Origin of the sequence: Brevibacterium sp. K11IcPPYGO002, assembly GCF_050920635.1 — a bacterium.
GTDB lineage: Bacteria > Actinomycetota > Actinomycetes > Actinomycetales > Brevibacteriaceae > Brevibacterium.
Map to the genome: position 1 here is coordinate 112,770 of NZ_CP131929.1, position 16,005 is coordinate 128,774.

The window sequence follows — 16,005 nt, forward strand, 5'->3', positions numbered from 1 at the left end:
GACGCTCCGGTGGGAGCTCAGCCAGCCGGGCGCGTGGCCACGTGGCGGATCGTGCGGATGATCATCAGCACCAGCAGGACGATGCCGACGTAGCCGTTGATGACGTAGACGATGTTGACCATCTGCGAGAACGGCAGAATGAGGCCGATGATCGTTCCGAGGACTGCAAGGGCGATCGTGACGTACTTGAACTTCTTCGTCTTGTCGTCGAAGAAGCGCGAGGAGACCGTCCACAGCAGCGGAATGGCCGTCGTGTAGATCCCCGCGAGGATCATCACGGAGATGAGGGTCCCGATCCACGGCCCGAGGCTGCTGGCGAGGACGAGCATCGGGATCTCGGCGTCGAAGACCTCGCCGATGTTCGCGAGCAGCCCGAGTCCGACGACCATGCACGCCAGAGAGAAGGCGACGCCGCCGACGAGGCCGCCGGCCGTGGCTTCACGCCGGTTCTTCACGGTCTTGCCGAGGGCGGCGAGGAACGCTGCGAGCCAGAGCATGCAGAACCCGACATAGGACAGCCCGGAGAGGAACCAGTTCGACGATGCCTGGGTGACGTCGAGGCTCGGCAGGATCTCGACTCCGGTGGAGATGCCTTCGGGGTCGCGCATGATTCCGTAGACGCCGAGGGCGATCGCGACGACGACGATGACCGGGCCGATCTTGCCGATGACGTCGACGAGGCTGGTCAGCCCGAACCACACGGTGGCGCAGACAGCGACGGCCAGGGCGACCCCGCCGATGAACTTCGACAGTCCGTAGTGCTCTTCGAAGACCGCTCCGGCGCCGGAGATCATCACGGTGAAGGACAGGAAGACGAAGAGGATCGAGAAGTAGTCGAAGAACGTGCCGAGGTATCTCCCGCCGTAGTAGTGGAACACGCGTGAGGGCTTCTCGAACTGCTCCCTCCTGCCCGCGAGGAAGAGTTCGACGGCGACATAGGAGATGAGCACGAGCACCAGAAGGCCGGTGCCGAAAACGCCCCAGAAACCGTAGGACGCGTAGTACTGGAGGATCTCTTGGCCGGTGGCGAATCCCGAGCCGATGAGGAACGCGATGATCGCCCCGGCATAGGTGATGACTCGCAGGATGCTGGTCTTCTCGGTCGTAGCCAGATGGGCGGCAGTGGAGGTGTCAGTCATGGAAGTCCTTCGTCGTTGAGGGAATGAGGTGGTCGACAGAGTCAGGTCGACAACTGATATATCACATTCATGAACGCTAGTGTGTGAATGTGATCACGTCAATGCAGGGTGAGGCTCAGCGCAAGGTGGAGCGGACGGTCTTGTCGAACTCGCGGACGTGCTCGGCGGCGCGGGCGGCGACGGCCTCCTCATTGCCGTCGAGGATCGCCTCGAGCAGATCGATGTGCTCGCGGATATGGGTGACGAGATCCGGGATCCCCGGGATGACCAGACACCAGATGCGGGTGGCCAGGTCATCGAGGCGGATGAGGGTCTCCGACAGGTGCGGATTGTCCACGGAGCTGTAGATGAGGCGATGGACGTCGAGGTCGCGCTCCATGAGAGTCCGCTGCTCGTCGGTCGCCTCGAGCGCCCTGAGGTCGGCGATGGCGGCCGTGAAGTCCATGCGCCGCTCCGGGGTGAGGTTGCGCGCCGCGCGCCTGGCGGCGATCGGCTCGAGAGCCTCGCGCATCTCCGAGATCGTCGACAGATCGGTGAGGTCGACATTCGTGGCGAAGGTTCCGCGCCGCGGATACGACACGACGAGGTGATCGCGCTCGAGGCGTTTGAGGGCCTCTCGGATGGGGGTCCGCCCGACGTCGAGCTCGGAGCTCAGGGCCGCCTCGTTGATCGGATCGCCGGGAGCGATGTCGAGCATGATGAGCCGGTGCCGCAGGATCTCATAGGCGTGATTCGCCAAGGACGTCGTCGGTGACGTCGCATCGGCGGATGTGCTCATGAGAAGACTCCTCAAACTCTTTGCGGACAACGTATTGCGTCGGCTGGATTTCTCTGCCTACACTACAGGAACGCATCTGATATATTAGTTGCTGATCAGCCGGGGTTGGTTGATCAGCACCGATCGAAGGAGATCCATGACAGAGCAGCTCGCGGCCCCTGCCGTCGATGACAACGCCACGCCCGATGCCTCGGCGGGCGCTTCCGCTGAGACCTTCCCCAGCCGTGAACCCGTCGAACTGAGCACTTCGATCGCCGAACTCGATCCCTCCATCGCCGGCTTCATCGACGCCGAACTGGCCCGGCAGCGCGAGGGCCTGGAGATGATCGCCTCGGAGAACCACACCGCCGCGGCAGTCATGGAAGCTCAAGGATCGGTGCTCACGAACAAGTACGCCGAGGGCTACCCGGGCCGCCGCTACTACGGTGGCTGCGAACACGTCGATGAGATCGAACGCATCGCCATCGACCGCGTCAAGGCCCTCTTCGGCGCCGCATACGCCAACGTCCAGCCGCACTCCGGTGCTCAGGCCAACGCCTCGGTCATGCACGCCCTCATCCGTCCCGGCGACACCGTCCTCGGCCTCAACCTCGCTCACGGCGGCCACCTCACCCACGGAATGAAGATCAACTTCTCCGGCCGCCTCTACTCGATCGTCCCCTACGGCCTCGACGACACCGGACGCGTCGACATGGCCGAAGTCGAACGCCTCGCCCAGGAACACCAGCCGAAGCTCATTGTCGCCGGCTGGTCGGCCTACACCAGGCAGCTCGACTTCGCCGAGTTCCGCCGCATCGCCGACTCCGTCGGTGCCTACCTCATGGTCGACATGGCCCACTTCGCCGGGCTCGTCGCCGCGGGCCTCCACCCCTCACCGGTCCCGCACGCCCACGTCGTGTCCTCGACGACGCACAAGACCCTCGGCGGCCCCCGAGGCGGCATCATCCTCACCAATGACGCGGACATCGCAAAGAAGATCAACTCCGCCGTCTTCCCCGGTCAGCAGGGCGGACCCCTCGAACACGTGATCGCCGGCAAGGCCGTGGCCTTCGGCCTGGCCGCCACCGACACCTTCGTCGACAAGCAGAAGCGGACCTTGGCCGGGGCATCTGAACTCGCCCGCCGCCTGACCGAGAGCGATGTCGCCGAACGTGGGATCTCCGTCCTCACCGGCGGCACCGACGTCCACCTCGTCCTCGTCGATCTGCGCAACTCGACCCTCGACGGAGCCCAGGCCGAAGATCTGCTCGCCCAGATCGGCATCACCGTCAACCGCAACGCCGTGCCCGATGACCCCCGACCGCCGATGGTCACCTCCGGACTGCGGATCGGCACCCCGGCGCTGGCCAGCCGCGGCTTCGGCTCCGCTGCCTTCGTCGAGGTCGCCGACATCATCGCGCAAGTGCTCAAGGCCGGCACCGACGACAACGGCGCGAGCCCGGAGATCATCGCCGAACTGAGCGCACGCGTCACCCGACTCGCGAACGACCACCCCCTGTACCCCACCCTCACCGAGATCGGAGCACGCTGATGGCTGACCAGCTTCCCGAACACCCCGACTTCCTGTGGCGCAATCCGGAGCCGAAGAAGTCCTACGAAGCCGTCATCGTCGGCGGCGGCGGACACGGCCTCGCCACCGCCTACTACCTGGCGAAGAACCACGGAATGACGAACATCGCCATTCTCGAACGCGGCTGGCTCGCCGGGGGCAACATGGCCCGCAACACGACGATCATCCGCTCGAACTATCTGTGGGACGAATCCGCCGCGATCTACGAGAAGTCCCTCAAGCTCTGGGAGCAGCTGCCCGAAGAGCTCGACTACGACTTCCTCTTCTCCCAGCGCGGCGTGCTCAACCTCGCCCACACCCTCCAGGACGTGCGCGAATCCCAGCGACGGGTGAATGCGAACACGCTCAACAGCGTCGACGCCGAATGGCTCGACCCCAAGCAGGTCAAGGAAGTCTGCCCGATCATCAACATCGGCGACGACCTCCGCTACCCCGTGATGGGCGGCACCTATCAGCCGCGCGCCGGTATCGCCAAGCACGATCACGTCGCCTGGGCCTTCGCCCGCAAGGCCGACGAAATGGGTGTCGACATCATCCAGAACTGCGAGGTCACCGGCATCGAACGCATCGGCGATCAGGTCGTCGGCGTGCAGACGAACCGCGGACCGATCGCCACCGAGAAAGTCGCGTTGGCCGTGGCCGGGGACTCCTCGGTGCTCGCCGACATGGCCGGGATCCGCCTGCCGATCCAGACCCATCCGCTGCAGGCACTGGTCTCCGAACTCTTCGAGCCCGTGCACCCGACCGTGGTCATGTCCAACCACGTCCACGTCTACGTCTCCCAGGCGCACAAGGGCGAACTCGTCATGGGCGCCGGCGTCGACTCCTACAACGGATACGGTCAACGAGGCGGCTTCCACGTCATCGAGGAACAGCTGGCCGCCGCGGTCGAGCTCTTCCCGATCTTCGCCCGCGCCCATGTGCTGCGCACCTGGGGCGGCAACGTCGACGTCACCCTCGACGCCTCACCGATCGTGTCGAAGACCGAGGTCGACGGACTCTACGCCAACTGCGGCTGGGGCACCGGCGGCTTCAAGGGAACACCGGCGGCCGGCTTCACCTACGCCCACACCATCGCGAACGACGAACCCCACCCGCTCAACGCCCCATTCGCCCTCGACCGCTTCGAAACCGGCCACCTCATCGACGAACACGGCGCCGCAGCCGTGGCCCACTGAGCGGAAGAAAAGAGACACCGACATGCTGCTCATCCACTGCCCGAACTGCGGGCCACGCGACGAAACCGAATTCCACTACGGCGGACAGGCCCACGTTGCCTACCCCGAAGACCCGTACGCCCTGACCGACAGGGAATGGGCCGAGTACCTCTTCTACCGTGAGAACAGCCGCGGTGCCTTCGCCGAGATGTGGAGCCACAGCGCCGGCTGCCGGAAGTGGTTCAACGCCGTCCGCGACACGGCCACCTACGACTTCACCGCGATCTACCCGATCGGCTCGCCCCGTCCCGACACACAAGGAGAGGTTCGATGACGAACACCACCCGTCTGCACTCCGCTTCTCGTCTGCCCTCTGCCACCGGCATCGACACCACCCGCCCGATCGACTTCACCGTCGACGGAGCGACCTACTCGGGCTTCGCCGGTGACACGATCGCCAGCGCGCTGATCGCCGCCGGCCGCATCGACTGCGGCAACTCGACCTACCTCGGACGCGCCCGCGGCATCCTCGGCGCCGGCGTCGAGGAGTCCAATGCGCTCGTGCGCGTGCACTCCCGGTTCTCCGGAGACGTTTCCGAGTCGATGCTGCCCGCCACCCGCGTCGCCATCGCCGAAGGGCTCGAGGCCGACTACCTCGCCGGGCTCGGCATCCTCGACCCCGGCCAGGACGAACTGACCTACGAGCACAAGCATGTGCACACCGACGTCCTCATCGTCGGCGCCGGCCCCGCCGGACTCGCCGCCGCACGCGAGGCCGGCAAGTCCGGTGCTCGTACCCTGCTCCTCGACGACCAGTCGCTGCCCGGCGGCTCGCTGCTGGCGGCGGGACCGGCCACGGCCGAGACCATCGACGGCGTCGACGCCCTGGAGTGGGTCGAGTCCACCGTCGCCGGATTCGCCGAGCACGAAGAACTCACCTATGTCCCGAACACCACGGTCTTCGGCAGCTACGACTCGAACTACTTCGTCGCCCTCGAAGACCGCACCGACGCGGTTGCCGCCGCCGGCGGTCACGGAGTGCGCCAGAAGGTCTGGCACATCCGCGCCGGTCAGGTCGTGCTCGCCACCGGCGCCCACGACCGTCCGATCGTCTTCGCCGACAACGACCGCCCCGGCATCATGCTCGCCTCGGCCGTGCGCACCTACCTCGGCCGCTACGGGGTCGCCGCAGGGCAGAACGTGGCCGTGGCGACGACGAACGACTCCGCCTATGATCTCGTCACCGACCTCCACGCAGCAGGCATCACCGTCCCTGCGGTCATCGACTCCCGCCCGACCGCCTCGGCGGTGGCCGAATCCGTCACCGCAGCCACGGGCACACGGCTGATCCTCGGCTCAGCGGTCACCGGCACCGCCGGTGAAGGTCCTGCCGGACGAATCAGCGCGATCACTGTCACCGAACTCGATGACGACGCCGTCGCTGCGAGCCAGGGCGAGGAGATCGCCGTCGACCTGCTCGCGGTCTCCGGCGGACATTCGCCGGTCATCCACCTGCACGGTCAGCGCAAGGGCGCAATCCACTGGAACGTCGACATCGCGGCCTTCGTGCCGACGACGCCCGTGCGTGACCAGTTCACCGTCGGCGCCGTCACCGGGGACTATTCCCTCGAGGCGGCACTGCGGCAGGGCGCCGAGGCAGGCAGCCAGGCGGCCAACCGCACCGGTTTCCCGGGTGCCCTCGCCGTCCCCGCCGCCTCGCCGATGGCGTATGCCCCGGCACGTCCGCTGTGGCTGGTCACCTCCGCGCAGGACGATCACACGAACCTGAGCACGCACTTCATCGACTTCCAGCGTGACCAGACCGTCGCCGATGTGCAGCGGGCGATGGGCGCAGGTATGCGTTCGGTCGAACACATCAAGCGCTACACCTCGATCTCGACGGCGAACGATCAGGGCAAGACCTCCGCGGTCAACGCGATCGGCGCGATCGCCTCGGTGCTGGGGGAGGCCGACGACCTCGGTCAGGTCGGGCACACGACCTTCCGCGCCCCCTTCGCCCCGGTGCCCTTCGCGGCACTGGCCGGACGGCGCAAGGGCGAACTCTTCGATCCCGCCCGCGTCACCTCGATCCACCCCTGGCACGTCGCCCACGGCGCCGAGTTCGAAGACGTCGGTCAGTGGAAGCGGCCCTGGTACTACCCGAAGCCGGGTGAGGACATGGAGGCGGCGGTGCTGCGCGAGGGCAAGGCCGTGCGCGAATCCGTCGGCTTCCAGGATGCATCAACGCTCGGCAAGATCGAGATCCGCGGGGCCGACGCCGGAGAGTTCCTCGGCCAGATCTACACGAACGGCTTCAAGAAGCTCAAGGTCGGCAAGGGTCGCTACGGGCTGATGTGCAAGCCCGACGGCATGATCTTCGACGACGGGGTGACCCTGCGCGTGGCCGAGGACCGCTACTACATGACGACGACCACCGGCGGAGCGGCGACCGTCCTCGAATGGCTCGAGGAATGGCATCAGACCGAATGGCCGGACCTCGATGTCGTCTTCACCTCGGTGACCGAGCAGTGGTCGACCGTCGCCGTGGCAGGCCCCCGGTCGCGCGACGTCATCGCGAAGGTCGCCCCGAACCTCGACGTCTCCAACGACGCCTTCGAGTTCATGGGCTTCCGCGAGACGACGCTGGCGAACGGCATCCCGGCCCGGATCTGCCGGATCTCGTTCTCCGGTGAGCTCGCCTTCGAGATCAACGTCGACACGTTCTACGGCCTCGCCGTCTGGGAGGCCGTCGCCGAGGCGGGGGCCGAGTTCGACATCACCCCGTACGGCACCGAGGTCATGCACGTGCTGCGTGCGGAGAAGGGCTTCATCATCGTCGGTCAGGACACCGACGGCACCGTGACGCCTGCCGACGCGGGCATGGAGTGGATCGTGTCGAAGGTCAAGGACTTCATCGGCAAACGCTCCTACTCCAGGGCCGACACGGCCCGTGAGGACCGCAAGCACCTCGTCGGAGTCCTGCCCGTCGACGGCACGACCCGCCTGGCCGAAGGCGCCCAGCTCATCACCTCGGGCACCCCGGTCACACCGGAGGCCGGTCCGGTGCCGATGATCGGGCACGTCACCTCGTCCTATATCTCGCCGAGCCTCGACCGTCCGTTCGGTCTGGCGATGGTCGAGAACGGCCGCAACCGTGAAGGTGAGATCGTTCAGTCCCCGCTGGGAGACACCTTGATCGATGTCGAGATCACCTCGCCCGTCTTCTACGATCCGGAAGGAAACCGCCGCGATGGCTGACACCACCTACACCACTTCACCTGCGAAGTCGACCGCGGGTCTCGACGATCTGCGTGTCTCCCCGGCCGCCCACCTCAGCCGTGAGATGGCCGCGGCCAGCCAGGCCGGCGGCAAGGCAGTGGCCCTGCGCGAACTGCCGTTCTCCGTGCAGCTCGGGCTGCGCGCCGAACCGGACTCCGCCTCGTGGAAGTCCCTCGAGGACACCTTCGGTCTGCCCCTGCCGCGCCGCGTCGGCGAGGTCACCGGGGACCAGGCAGGTCTGCACGTCCTGTGGCTGAGCCCCGACGAGTTCCTCGCCGTCGACGTCTCCCGCCAGCAGCAGCCGGGAGAGACCCTCGTCGCCGAAGCGGGACTCGCAGGACTGCCCGGACAGGCCCTCGACCTCTCGGCCAACCGCACCATCCTGCAGCTGAGCGGGTCCAAGGCTCGCGAGGTGCTCGAGAAGAGCTGCCGCGCGGACCTCCACCCGCGGGCCTTCGGCGTCGGCACGGCGATCGTGACCTCGCTCGGCCCGGTGCCGGTCATCCTCCATCACTCCTCGGTGCTCGAATACCGTGTCTACCCGCGAGCGAGCTTCGCAGACTTCACGGTCCGCTGGCTGCTCGACGGAATGGCCGAATTCCTCGATGAGGATGCGGCGGCGACCGGTGCGGACGGCTCGTCGGCGGGTTCTGAAGGGGGCGCCGGCTGATGGCACTCGGGGTCCTCGATCTGTTCTCGATCGGCATCGGGCCCTCCTCCTCGCACACGGTGGGACCGATGCGTGCGGCGGTGCGCTTCGTCGACGAACTCGCCGCAGAGGGTCTGCTCGATCGCGTCGACGCGATCCGGGTCGGCCTCTTCGGGTCGCTGGGGGCGACGGGAATCGGGCACGGCTCGGACTCCGCCGTGCTCGCCGGACTGAGCGGGAAGGAACCGGAGACGCTCGACCCGGATTCCGTGGGCCCGCTGGTCGCCAGGGTCCGCGAGGAAGGGACGCTCAACCTCGGCGGGCGAAGGGATGTGCCCTTCGATGTTCGATCGGATCTCACGCTGCACCTGCGGGAATCCCTGCCCGGCCATCCCAATGGGATGCGCATCAGCGCCGAGGCGGCCGGTGAGCTCATCGAGCGCGAGTACTACTCCGTGGGCGGGGGATTCGTCGTCACCGCCGAGGAGCTCGCCGCGGAGAAGGACGCCGCCGAGGCGATCGACGCGGCCGCGAGCGGTCCCGGATCCGGCGAGGACAGTGCGCGGGGACCAGGTCGGGACGGTGACGTCATCGAATTCTCCACCGCCGATGAACTGCTCGCACAGTGCCGGGCGCATGGGCTGTCCATCGCCGATCTCATGGCGGTCAACGAACGAGCCCGCCAGACTGATGAGAACCTGCGGGCCCGGCTGCTCGAGATCTGGGCGGTGATGCGCGAATGCGTGCACAACGGCTGCACCCGCGCCGAGACGACGCTGCCGGGCGGACTCAAGGTGCGCCGCCGCGCCCCGGAACTGAAGGCAAAGCTCGAAGCCGCGGACTATCGGGCATCGGGCTCCCTCGACGCCCTCGAATGGGTCAACCTCTACGCGCTGGCGGTCAACGAGGAGAACGCCTCGGGCGGGAGGATCGTCACCGCCCCGACGAACGGGGCCGCGGGCATCATCCCCGCGGTGCTGCACTATATGGACCGGTTCGTCACCGGCGACGGCGTGGGCGATGCGAGCGTGTCGGACGATGCCGTCGTGCAATTCCTGCTCACTGCCGGGGCGATCGGAATCCTGTTCAAGCGCAATGCCTCGATCTCCGGCGCCGAGGTGGGCTGCCAGGGGGAGGTCGGATCGGCCTGCGCGATGGCTGCCGCAGGACTGTGCGCCGTGCTCGGCGGAACACCGGAGCAGGTGGAGAACGCCGCCGAGATCGGACTTGAGCACAACCTCGGGCTCACCTGCGATCCGGTCGGCGGCCTTGTGCAGGTGCCGTGCATCGAACGCAATGCCATCGCCTCGGTGAAGGCGATCAATGCGGCTCGGCTGGCCATGCACGGCGACGGCTCCCACCGGGTGAGTCTCGACCAGGCGATCGAGACCATGCGGCAGACTGGAGCCGATATGAAATCGAAGTACAAGGAGACATCGCGCGGCGGACTCGCCGTCAATGTCATCGAATGCTGAGCGGCACGATTCCCGGTTTTCGGGCCGCCTGCAGATTTTGCACCACCCCAGACTCGGCACTACTGAACAGGAAGATTCAGACATGCAGGACTACATCTTCACCCTCGAATGCGCAGAGCGCCCCGGCATCCTCCACTCGGTGACCGGCGCCCTGCTCACCCACGGAGGGGATATCAAGGAACTCAAACAGTTCGACGACCAGTCGACGCAGCAGCTGTTCCTGCGCATCGACTTCAGCATCTCCGCCGAGCCCGGCAACGGGATCGAAGCGCTGCGCAGCGACTTCGAGGCGCTCGGCGAGGAGTTCGGGGCGACCTGGCAGCTGTGGCCGCAGGGGCAGAAGCGGCGGGTGCTCATCATGGTCTCGAAGTTCGAGCACTGCCTCAACGATCTGCTCTTCCGGGCCCGGGTCGGCGAGCTGCCGATCGAGATCGCCGCGGTCGTGTCGAACCACCCCGACCATCGGGAGCTCGTCGAATGGCACCACATCCCCTTCTTCCGGATCCCGGTGACGAAGGAGACGAAGCCTGAGGCCGAGGCGAAGCTGCTCGAACTCGTCGACCGCTTCGAGGTCGACCTCGTGGTGCTCGCCCGCTATATGCAGATCCTCTCCGACGACCTCGCCCGCGAACTCACCGGACGCGCCATCAACATCCACCACTCGTTCCTGCCGTCGTTCAAGGGTGCCAAGCCCTACCATCAGGCATGGGAGCGCGGGGTCAAGACCGTCGGGGCGACCGCGCACTTCGTCAACTCCGAACTCGACGAGGGTCCGATCATCGCCCAGCAGCTCGTCGAAGTCGACCATGCCTTCACTCCCGAGGACCTCGTCGCCGCCGGCCGCGATGCCGAGTGCAAGGCGCTGTCCAACGCCGTGAAGTGGCACTGCGACGGCCGCGTGTTCCTCTCGGGCAAGAGGACCATCGTCCTGCGCTGAGCCTTCTTCCTCACCTACCGCTCAGGTTGCCGTCGCTGTACCGCGTTATGCGGCGAGCGGTCGACGGCAACCTGAGCGGTCGGCGTATTGAGGCAGTGTCACCGGGCGTGATTGATCTGCACGTGCTTGGTTCGGGAGAAGTCGTTGAGCGCGTAGATCGACAGGTCGCGCCCGTAGCCCGAGCCCTTGAAGCCGCCCCACGGGACTTCGGCGGCCAGCGCCAGATGCGAGTTCACCCACACGGTGCCGAAGTCGAGGCGGCGCGGCACATCGAGGCTGCGCGCGGCATCCCGCGTCCACACCGAGGCGGCCAGACCGTAGGGGACTTCGTTGGCTCGCGTGATCGCCTCGTCCTCGGACTCGAAGGTCTCGATCGTCACGACCGGTCCGAAGATCTCCTCCTGTGAGGCTTCCGAGCCGGCCGCCACATCGGCGAGCACGGTCGGAGCGACGAAGAACCCCGGGCCCTCGATCGGCCCACCGCCGACGACGGGCCGGGCACCATCGGCAATCGCACGGTCGAGGAAGCCGGTCACCCGCTCGAAGTGCGCCTGCGAGACCAGCGGCCCGAGCTCGACCTCGGCACCTCCCCGGGGATCGCCGACGACATACGTCGAGACCTCCTCGGCGAGGAGTCGCGTGAACTCCTCGGCGACCGAGGACTCGACGAGCACGCGCGTTCCCGCACCGCACTCCTGCCCCGAATTCCAGAACCCTGCGGTGCGCACACCTTCGGCCGCAGCTGCCAGATCCGCATCGGCGAAGATGACGACCGGGGCCTTGCCGCCGAGCTCGAGATGCACCCGCTTGAGGCTCTCGCCGGCGCTCGTGGCCACGGCCTTCCCGCTGCCGACGCTGCCGGTCAGCGCCACGAGGTCGATATGGGGGTGACTCGACAGACGCGCTCCGACGCTGGGTCCGAGACCGAGGACGATGTTGAGAATACCGGCGGGCAGGAGATCGGCGGTGAGCTCGAGGAGCTTGAGCGCCGTCAGCGGGGTCTGCTCCGAGGGTTTGAGCACCATCGTGTTCCCGGCAGCAAGCGCCGGACTGATCTTCCATGCGGCCATGAGCAGCGGATAGTTCCACGGCACGACGACCCCGACGACCCCGACCGGTTCGCGCAGGATGATCGAGGTGTGGTCCTCGACATAGTCGCCCGAGCCGAGTTCGGTGAAGGCCCGGGAGGCACCTGCGGCGAAGCGGAACGTGTCCGCGGCCATCGAGACGTCGTCCTCGGAGACGGCATACGGCTTTCCGGCATTGAGAGACTCGAGGCGGATGAGCACATCGGCGTTGTCCTCGATGCGGTCGGCGATGGCCAGCAGGACGTCGGCGCGGGACTTCGGGGTCAGTGCCTTCCACCCCTCCAGGGCCCGACGGGCGGCAGCCACCGCGGAGTCGACATCGGCGGCCGACCCTTCGGCCACCTCGGCGATGATCGTCTCATCGGCAGGGTTGACCAGGGCCGTCGTCGCGGATTCCGCACCGGCCTCGGTGAACGCTCCGTCGATGAAGTGGGTGAGCGGGGGCAGCTCGGACTCGGCGACGAGGGGCGCCTGTGTCGTGCTGCGGACGATGGATTCGGTCGATGGGATGGGCATGAGGGCCTCTGCTTCTTCGGTTCGGCTGCTGGGAGCTCCACGCGATACACATCGGTAGATGTGATCACATTATTACGTGATTCGTGTAACATGCAATCACATCGACGGGGATTCGAGCCGTCGTCGTCGCGCGCCGCCGGCGTCAGCGCCCATCCAACGACCACGAACACGGAGCTGTGCTCATGGACTTCACCATTCGATTGCAGGAGATCGCCAATGCGATGTGGATGCCGGTCATCGGTCTCGCCATCGTCATGGGCCTCTACTTCACGATCCGCACGAAAGTTCTCCAGATCCGCCTCTTCCCGCAGATGCTGCGCGAGCTCAAGGGCGACGGCAGCACCGCACCCGGCGGACTCACGCCCTTCCAGGCGCTCGCCCTGACGATCGGCAATCGCGTCGGCGTCGGCAACATCGCCGGCGTCGCCACCGCCGTCGGCTGGGGCGGACCCGGCGCCCTGTTCTGGATGGGTGTGATGGCCTTCTGCGGAGGCGCGACCGCGTTCATCGAATCGACGCTCGCCCAGATCTTCAAGGAGCGCATCGACAGCGAACTCAAGGGCGGCGTTCCCTACTACCTGTACAAGGTGTTCCAGAAGCGGTGGCTGGGAATGATCGCCGCGGTCATCGCGCTCATCCTCTACACCCTCCTGGCGCCCGGAATCCAGTCCAACAGCATCGCCGTGAGCGTCGAATACGCCTTCGGCATCCCCGGCTGGGTCACCGGCCTCGTCGTCACCGCCGTGCTGGGCATCATCATCTGGGGCGGGCGCGAACGCATCGTGCGCGTCGTCAACATCATCGTCCCGATCATGGCGGTGGGCTACATCGGCGGGGCGATCATCGTCCTGCTCGTCAACGTCACCGAACTGCCTGCCGCCATCGGACTCATCATCTCCTCGGCCTTCGGCACCGACCAGGTCTTCGGCGGCATCGTCGGAGCCGCAATCTCCTGGGGCGTGCGCCGCGCCCTGTTCTCCAATGTCGCAGGTGTCGGCGAAGGCACCTATGCCGCCGGCGCCGCCGAGGTCAGCCACCCGGCCAAACAGGGGCTCGTCCAGACCTTCTCGATCTACATCGACACCCTGACCGTCTGCATGCTCACGGGACTGATGATGGTCGTCACCGGACAGTACAACGTCATCACCGAGGACGGCCGCGAACTGCTCGTCAACCTCCCGGGCATCGAGCCGGGCACGAACTTCACCCAGGCTGCCGTCGACACCGTGGCCACCGGATTCGGCTCACCGTTCATCGCGATCTCGGTGGCGATGTTCGCGATCACGACTATCGTCGCCTTCTACTTCATCGCCGACACGAACCTGTCCTTCATCGTCGGCGAAGGCGATCGAGTCTATATCCGCATCCTCGAATGCGCCCTGCTGGCCGTGTGCTTCATCAGCTGCGTCGTCGACGCCGGAGCGGTCTGGGCCGTCGGCGACATGGGGTACGCGACCCTGGGCGTCATCAACTTCCTCGCCCTCATCGCGCTGTCCGGAATCGCGCTGAAGACACTCAAGGACTTCGACGCCCAGCGCAAGCAGGGACTCAACCCCGTCTTCGACCCCGTGAAGCTCGGGATCAAGCACGCGAACTTCTGGGAAGAGATGCACGCCGAGGCGGCCGTGACCTCCCGTTCGTCCGACCCGTCTCGGACCTCTGATTCGTCCGGGACCACAACCCTGTCCGACACCGATCCGAAGGATGGCACACCATGACGATCATCGCCGCATTCCCGCATGGGAAGAGAGACCGTTCCGCACTCCACCTGTCCGCGTTCATCGCCCGCTCCTACGATGAGGACCTGCGCATCGTCAGCGTCGTCCCCGAGGCCGGTCGAGGGTCGATCCCTTCGGGCAGCGACCTGCAGTTCGCGGCGTGGGCGAAGAAACGCTCCCGGCAGGCGGTGTGCGAGGCCGAGGCTGCGGCGGCGCAGATCTGCCCCGATCTGACCACCGTGGCGGTGGCCGTGGAGAACCGATCCCGGGCGAAGGGCCTCCTCGCCGAGGCGGCCGCCCACCGAGCCACGATGATCGTCCTCGGATCCGGCACCGAGGGAACCCGTGGGCGGATCCGCGTGAGCGCGACCTCCGACCGGCTGCTGCATTCCTCCCCGGTGCCGGTGGCGCTCGCGCCCAAGGGATTCGTCGCCCCGGAGCGGCTCACTCGGGTGACCTGCTCGTTCCGCCCCGATCTGGAGGCCCGGGCGGTGCTCGCGGCGACCGCCGAATTCGCTCACGCCACCTGCGGGCGTCTGCGCATCGCGACCTTCGGCGTCAGCGGCCGGACCGTTCCGCCGGAGTCCGTCGAAGAGGAATCGGCGCGCCGGTCGCTCGTCGCCGAGCTGAGGACCGCGCAGGTCGAAGCGATCGACAGCCTCGACGGGGCCGAACACGGGGAGGCTGCGGCAGGAGAGCCCATCGCCGAGGCGGTCGGAATCGGCAAGGACTGGAAAGCGGCCCTGGCTGCGATCGAGTGGGAGTCCGGCGAACTCCTCGTCGTCGGGTCCTCGTCGGAGGGGCGGCGCTCCCGGGTCTTCCTGGGTACGAATGCGGCGAAGATCATCCGGCACGCACCGGTCCCGGTCGTCGTCATGCCCTGGCTGAAGTGATCGGGCAGACGGGGGAAGCCGCCTCGGCGTGGATAGACTGTCGACTATGAGCGAGACCCAGACCGAGATCGGACCGCGCATCGGCGACCAGGTGTTCGAGGCGCTGCAGGCGAGCATCCTCTCCGGCGAGTATCGCAGCGGAGACCGATTGCGGATCCGCCAACTCGCGGCGACCCTGGGCACGAGCGTCATGCCCGTGCGTGAGTCGCTGGCCAGGCTCGAGGAGGTCGGGCTCGTCGAGACCAGTCCGCATCGTGGGGCGGTGGTCAAGGAATTCACCGCCGAGGAGCTGCTGCAGATCTATTCCGTGCGTCGCATCCTCGAGGTCGAAGCGACGGTCCAGGGCGCGCAGAAGCTCGACGAGGCGGGCCGGGCGCGGCTGGACGAGGAGTTCGCGGCGATGGAGTCGGCGCTCGACTCCGGCGATGCCTCGGAGTACCTCGACCACGACGAGGAGCTGCTCGCGACGATCTACTCCGCGTCGGGCAATCCCGTCCTCGTCGAGACGATCCGGACCCTGTGGCTGCGCTGCCGGGCCTATAAACTCGTCGGCGCCAGGCGGGAGATCGCGGCCGATGCCAAGGCTCCGCTGCTCAAGCACCAGCGCCGACTCATGGACGCCGTCGACGCCGGAGACCCCGCCGTCGCCGCCGAGGTGACCGAAGAATCCTTCGACGACGCCGTCCGCCGCATCCGTGCCGGGCTGGGCGCCTGAGGCCGGCAGATGCGGGCCTGAAGAACACCCTGAAATCAGATGTGATCAAATACTTGCGAATAAATGTGATCACATCCTATTCTGTGTGCAG

At 66.8% G+C, this 16,005-nt stretch carries 13 protein-coding genes; 10 read left to right on the forward strand and 3 right to left on the reverse strand.

Annotation, left to right across the window (positions count from 1 at the left end; all coding sequences use genetic code 11):
* Positions 1 to 17: 17 nt before the first annotated feature.
* Together QYM46_RS00525 and QYM46_RS00530 are read right to left on the reverse strand one after the other, a co-directional pair.
* Positions 18 to 1,139, reverse strand: coding sequence for a YkvI family membrane protein (locus QYM46_RS00525; protein ID WP_432790286.1), 1,122 nt, complete (start codon positions 1,137 to 1,139; stop codon positions 18 to 20).
* 115 nt (positions 1,140 to 1,254) lie between these two features.
* Complete coding sequence (locus QYM46_RS00530; RefSeq protein ID WP_432790287.1) at positions 1,255 to 1,917, reverse strand: GntR family transcriptional regulator; 663 nt, start codon at positions 1,915 to 1,917, stop codon at positions 1,255 to 1,257.
* A 136-nt stretch (positions 1,918 to 2,053) separates the two neighbouring features.
* Here QYM46_RS00530 and glyA point away from each other — a divergent pair, with 136 nt between their 5' ends.
* The 7 genes from glyA (at position 2,054) to purU (ending at position 10,984) form a co-directional block, all read left to right on the forward strand.
* On the forward strand, positions 2,054 to 3,448 hold the full coding sequence (gene glyA / locus QYM46_RS00535) for a serine hydroxymethyltransferase (RefSeq protein ID WP_432790288.1): 1,395 nt from the start codon (positions 2,054 to 2,056) through the stop codon (positions 3,446 to 3,448).
* A complete protein-coding gene (locus QYM46_RS00540) occupies positions 3,448 to 4,665 on the forward strand; it encodes a sarcosine oxidase subunit beta family protein (RefSeq protein WP_432790289.1) in 1,218 nt (405 codons plus the stop codon). Before glyA ends, QYM46_RS00540 begins: the two co-directional genes overlap by 1 nt.
* A 22-nt stretch (positions 4,666 to 4,687) precedes the next feature.
* The gene (locus QYM46_RS00545; protein ID WP_025777259.1) at positions 4,688 to 4,978 is read left to right on the forward strand and encodes a sarcosine oxidase subunit delta; all 291 of its coding nucleotides are present in this window, start codon (positions 4,688 to 4,690) and stop codon (positions 4,976 to 4,978) included.
* Positions 4,975 to 7,902, forward strand: coding sequence for a 2Fe-2S iron-sulfur cluster-binding protein (locus QYM46_RS00550; RefSeq protein WP_432790290.1), 2,928 nt, complete (start codon positions 4,975 to 4,977; stop codon positions 7,900 to 7,902). The genes QYM46_RS00545 and QYM46_RS00550 overlap by 4 nt, the downstream gene beginning before the upstream one ends.
* Positions 7,895 to 8,593 (forward strand): sarcosine oxidase subunit gamma, encoded by a 699-nt coding sequence (locus QYM46_RS00555; protein ID WP_432790291.1) that lies wholly within the window; start codon positions 7,895 to 7,897, stop codon positions 8,591 to 8,593. Before QYM46_RS00550 ends, QYM46_RS00555 begins: the two co-directional genes overlap by 8 nt.
* Entirely contained in the window at positions 8,593 to 10,047 is a 1,455-nt protein-coding gene (locus QYM46_RS00560) for an L-serine ammonia-lyase (protein ID WP_432790292.1), read from the forward strand. Before QYM46_RS00555 ends, QYM46_RS00560 begins: the two co-directional genes overlap by 1 nt.
* An 82-nt stretch (positions 10,048 to 10,129) precedes the next feature.
* Positions 10,130 to 10,984: a formyltetrahydrofolate deformylase gene (purU, locus tag QYM46_RS00565; protein ID WP_169250890.1), complete on the forward strand. Its 855-nt coding sequence runs from the start codon at positions 10,130 to 10,132 to the stop codon at positions 10,982 to 10,984.
* Positions 10,985 to 11,082: 98 nt separating this feature from the next.
* Here the strand turns inward: purU and QYM46_RS00570 are convergent, their stop codons facing one another.
* Positions 11,083 to 12,588 (reverse strand): aldehyde dehydrogenase family protein, encoded by a 1,506-nt coding sequence (locus tag QYM46_RS00570; protein ID WP_432790293.1) that lies wholly within the window; start codon positions 12,586 to 12,588, stop codon positions 11,083 to 11,085.
* Positions 12,589 to 12,770: 182 nt separating this feature from the next.
* Between QYM46_RS00570 and QYM46_RS00575 the strand changes: the two genes are divergently transcribed.
* The 3 genes from QYM46_RS00575 to QYM46_RS00585 are packed head-to-tail and all read left to right on the forward strand — an operon-like array spanning position 12,771 to position 15,914.
* The gene (locus QYM46_RS00575) at positions 12,771 to 14,306 is read left to right on the forward strand and encodes an alanine/glycine:cation symporter family protein (protein ID WP_432790294.1); all 1,536 of its coding nucleotides are present in this window, start codon (positions 12,771 to 12,773) and stop codon (positions 14,304 to 14,306) included.
* Positions 14,303 to 15,199: a universal stress protein gene (locus tag QYM46_RS00580; RefSeq protein WP_432790295.1), complete on the forward strand. Its 897-nt coding sequence runs from the start codon at positions 14,303 to 14,305 to the stop codon at positions 15,197 to 15,199. The genes QYM46_RS00575 and QYM46_RS00580 overlap by 4 nt, the downstream gene beginning before the upstream one ends.
* A gap of 46 nt (positions 15,200 to 15,245) precedes the next feature.
* Complete coding sequence (locus QYM46_RS00585; RefSeq protein WP_169250893.1) at positions 15,246 to 15,914, forward strand: GntR family transcriptional regulator; 669 nt, start codon at positions 15,246 to 15,248, stop codon at positions 15,912 to 15,914.
* The last annotated feature ends 91 nt before the right edge of the window (positions 15,915 to 16,005 follow it).

Bases quoted from the DNA above. Each gene is read 5' to 3' on its own strand.
- QYM46_RS00525 (WP_432790286.1), bottom strand. From the start codon at position 1,139: ATGACTGACACCTCCACTGCCGCCCATCTGGCTACGACCGAGAAGACC.
- QYM46_RS00530 (WP_432790287.1), bottom strand. From the start codon at position 1,917: ATGAGCACATCCGCCGATGCGACGTCACCGACGACGTCCTTGGCGAAT.
- glyA (WP_432790288.1), top strand. From the start codon at position 2,054: ATGACAGAGCAGCTCGCGGCCCCTGCCGTCGATGACAACGCCACGCCC.
- QYM46_RS00540 (WP_432790289.1), top strand. From the start codon at position 3,448: ATGGCTGACCAGCTTCCCGAACACCCCGACTTCCTGTGGCGCAATCCG.
- QYM46_RS00545 (WP_025777259.1), top strand. From the start codon at position 4,688: ATGCTGCTCATCCACTGCCCGAACTGCGGGCCACGCGACGAAACCGAA.
- QYM46_RS00550 (WP_432790290.1), top strand. From the start codon at position 4,975: ATGACGAACACCACCCGTCTGCACTCCGCTTCTCGTCTGCCCTCTGCC.
- QYM46_RS00555 (WP_432790291.1), top strand. From the start codon at position 7,895: ATGGCTGACACCACCTACACCACTTCACCTGCGAAGTCGACCGCGGGT.
- QYM46_RS00560 (WP_432790292.1), top strand. From the start codon at position 8,593: ATGGCACTCGGGGTCCTCGATCTGTTCTCGATCGGCATCGGGCCCTCC.
- purU (WP_169250890.1), top strand. From the start codon at position 10,130: ATGCAGGACTACATCTTCACCCTCGAATGCGCAGAGCGCCCCGGCATC.
- QYM46_RS00570 (WP_432790293.1), bottom strand. From the start codon at position 12,588: ATGCCCATCCCATCGACCGAATCCATCGTCCGCAGCACGACACAGGCG.
- QYM46_RS00575 (WP_432790294.1), top strand. From the start codon at position 12,771: ATGGACTTCACCATTCGATTGCAGGAGATCGCCAATGCGATGTGGATG.
- QYM46_RS00580 (WP_432790295.1), top strand. From the start codon at position 14,303: ATGACGATCATCGCCGCATTCCCGCATGGGAAGAGAGACCGTTCCGCA.
- QYM46_RS00585 (WP_169250893.1), top strand. From the start codon at position 15,246: ATGAGCGAGACCCAGACCGAGATCGGACCGCGCATCGGCGACCAGGTG.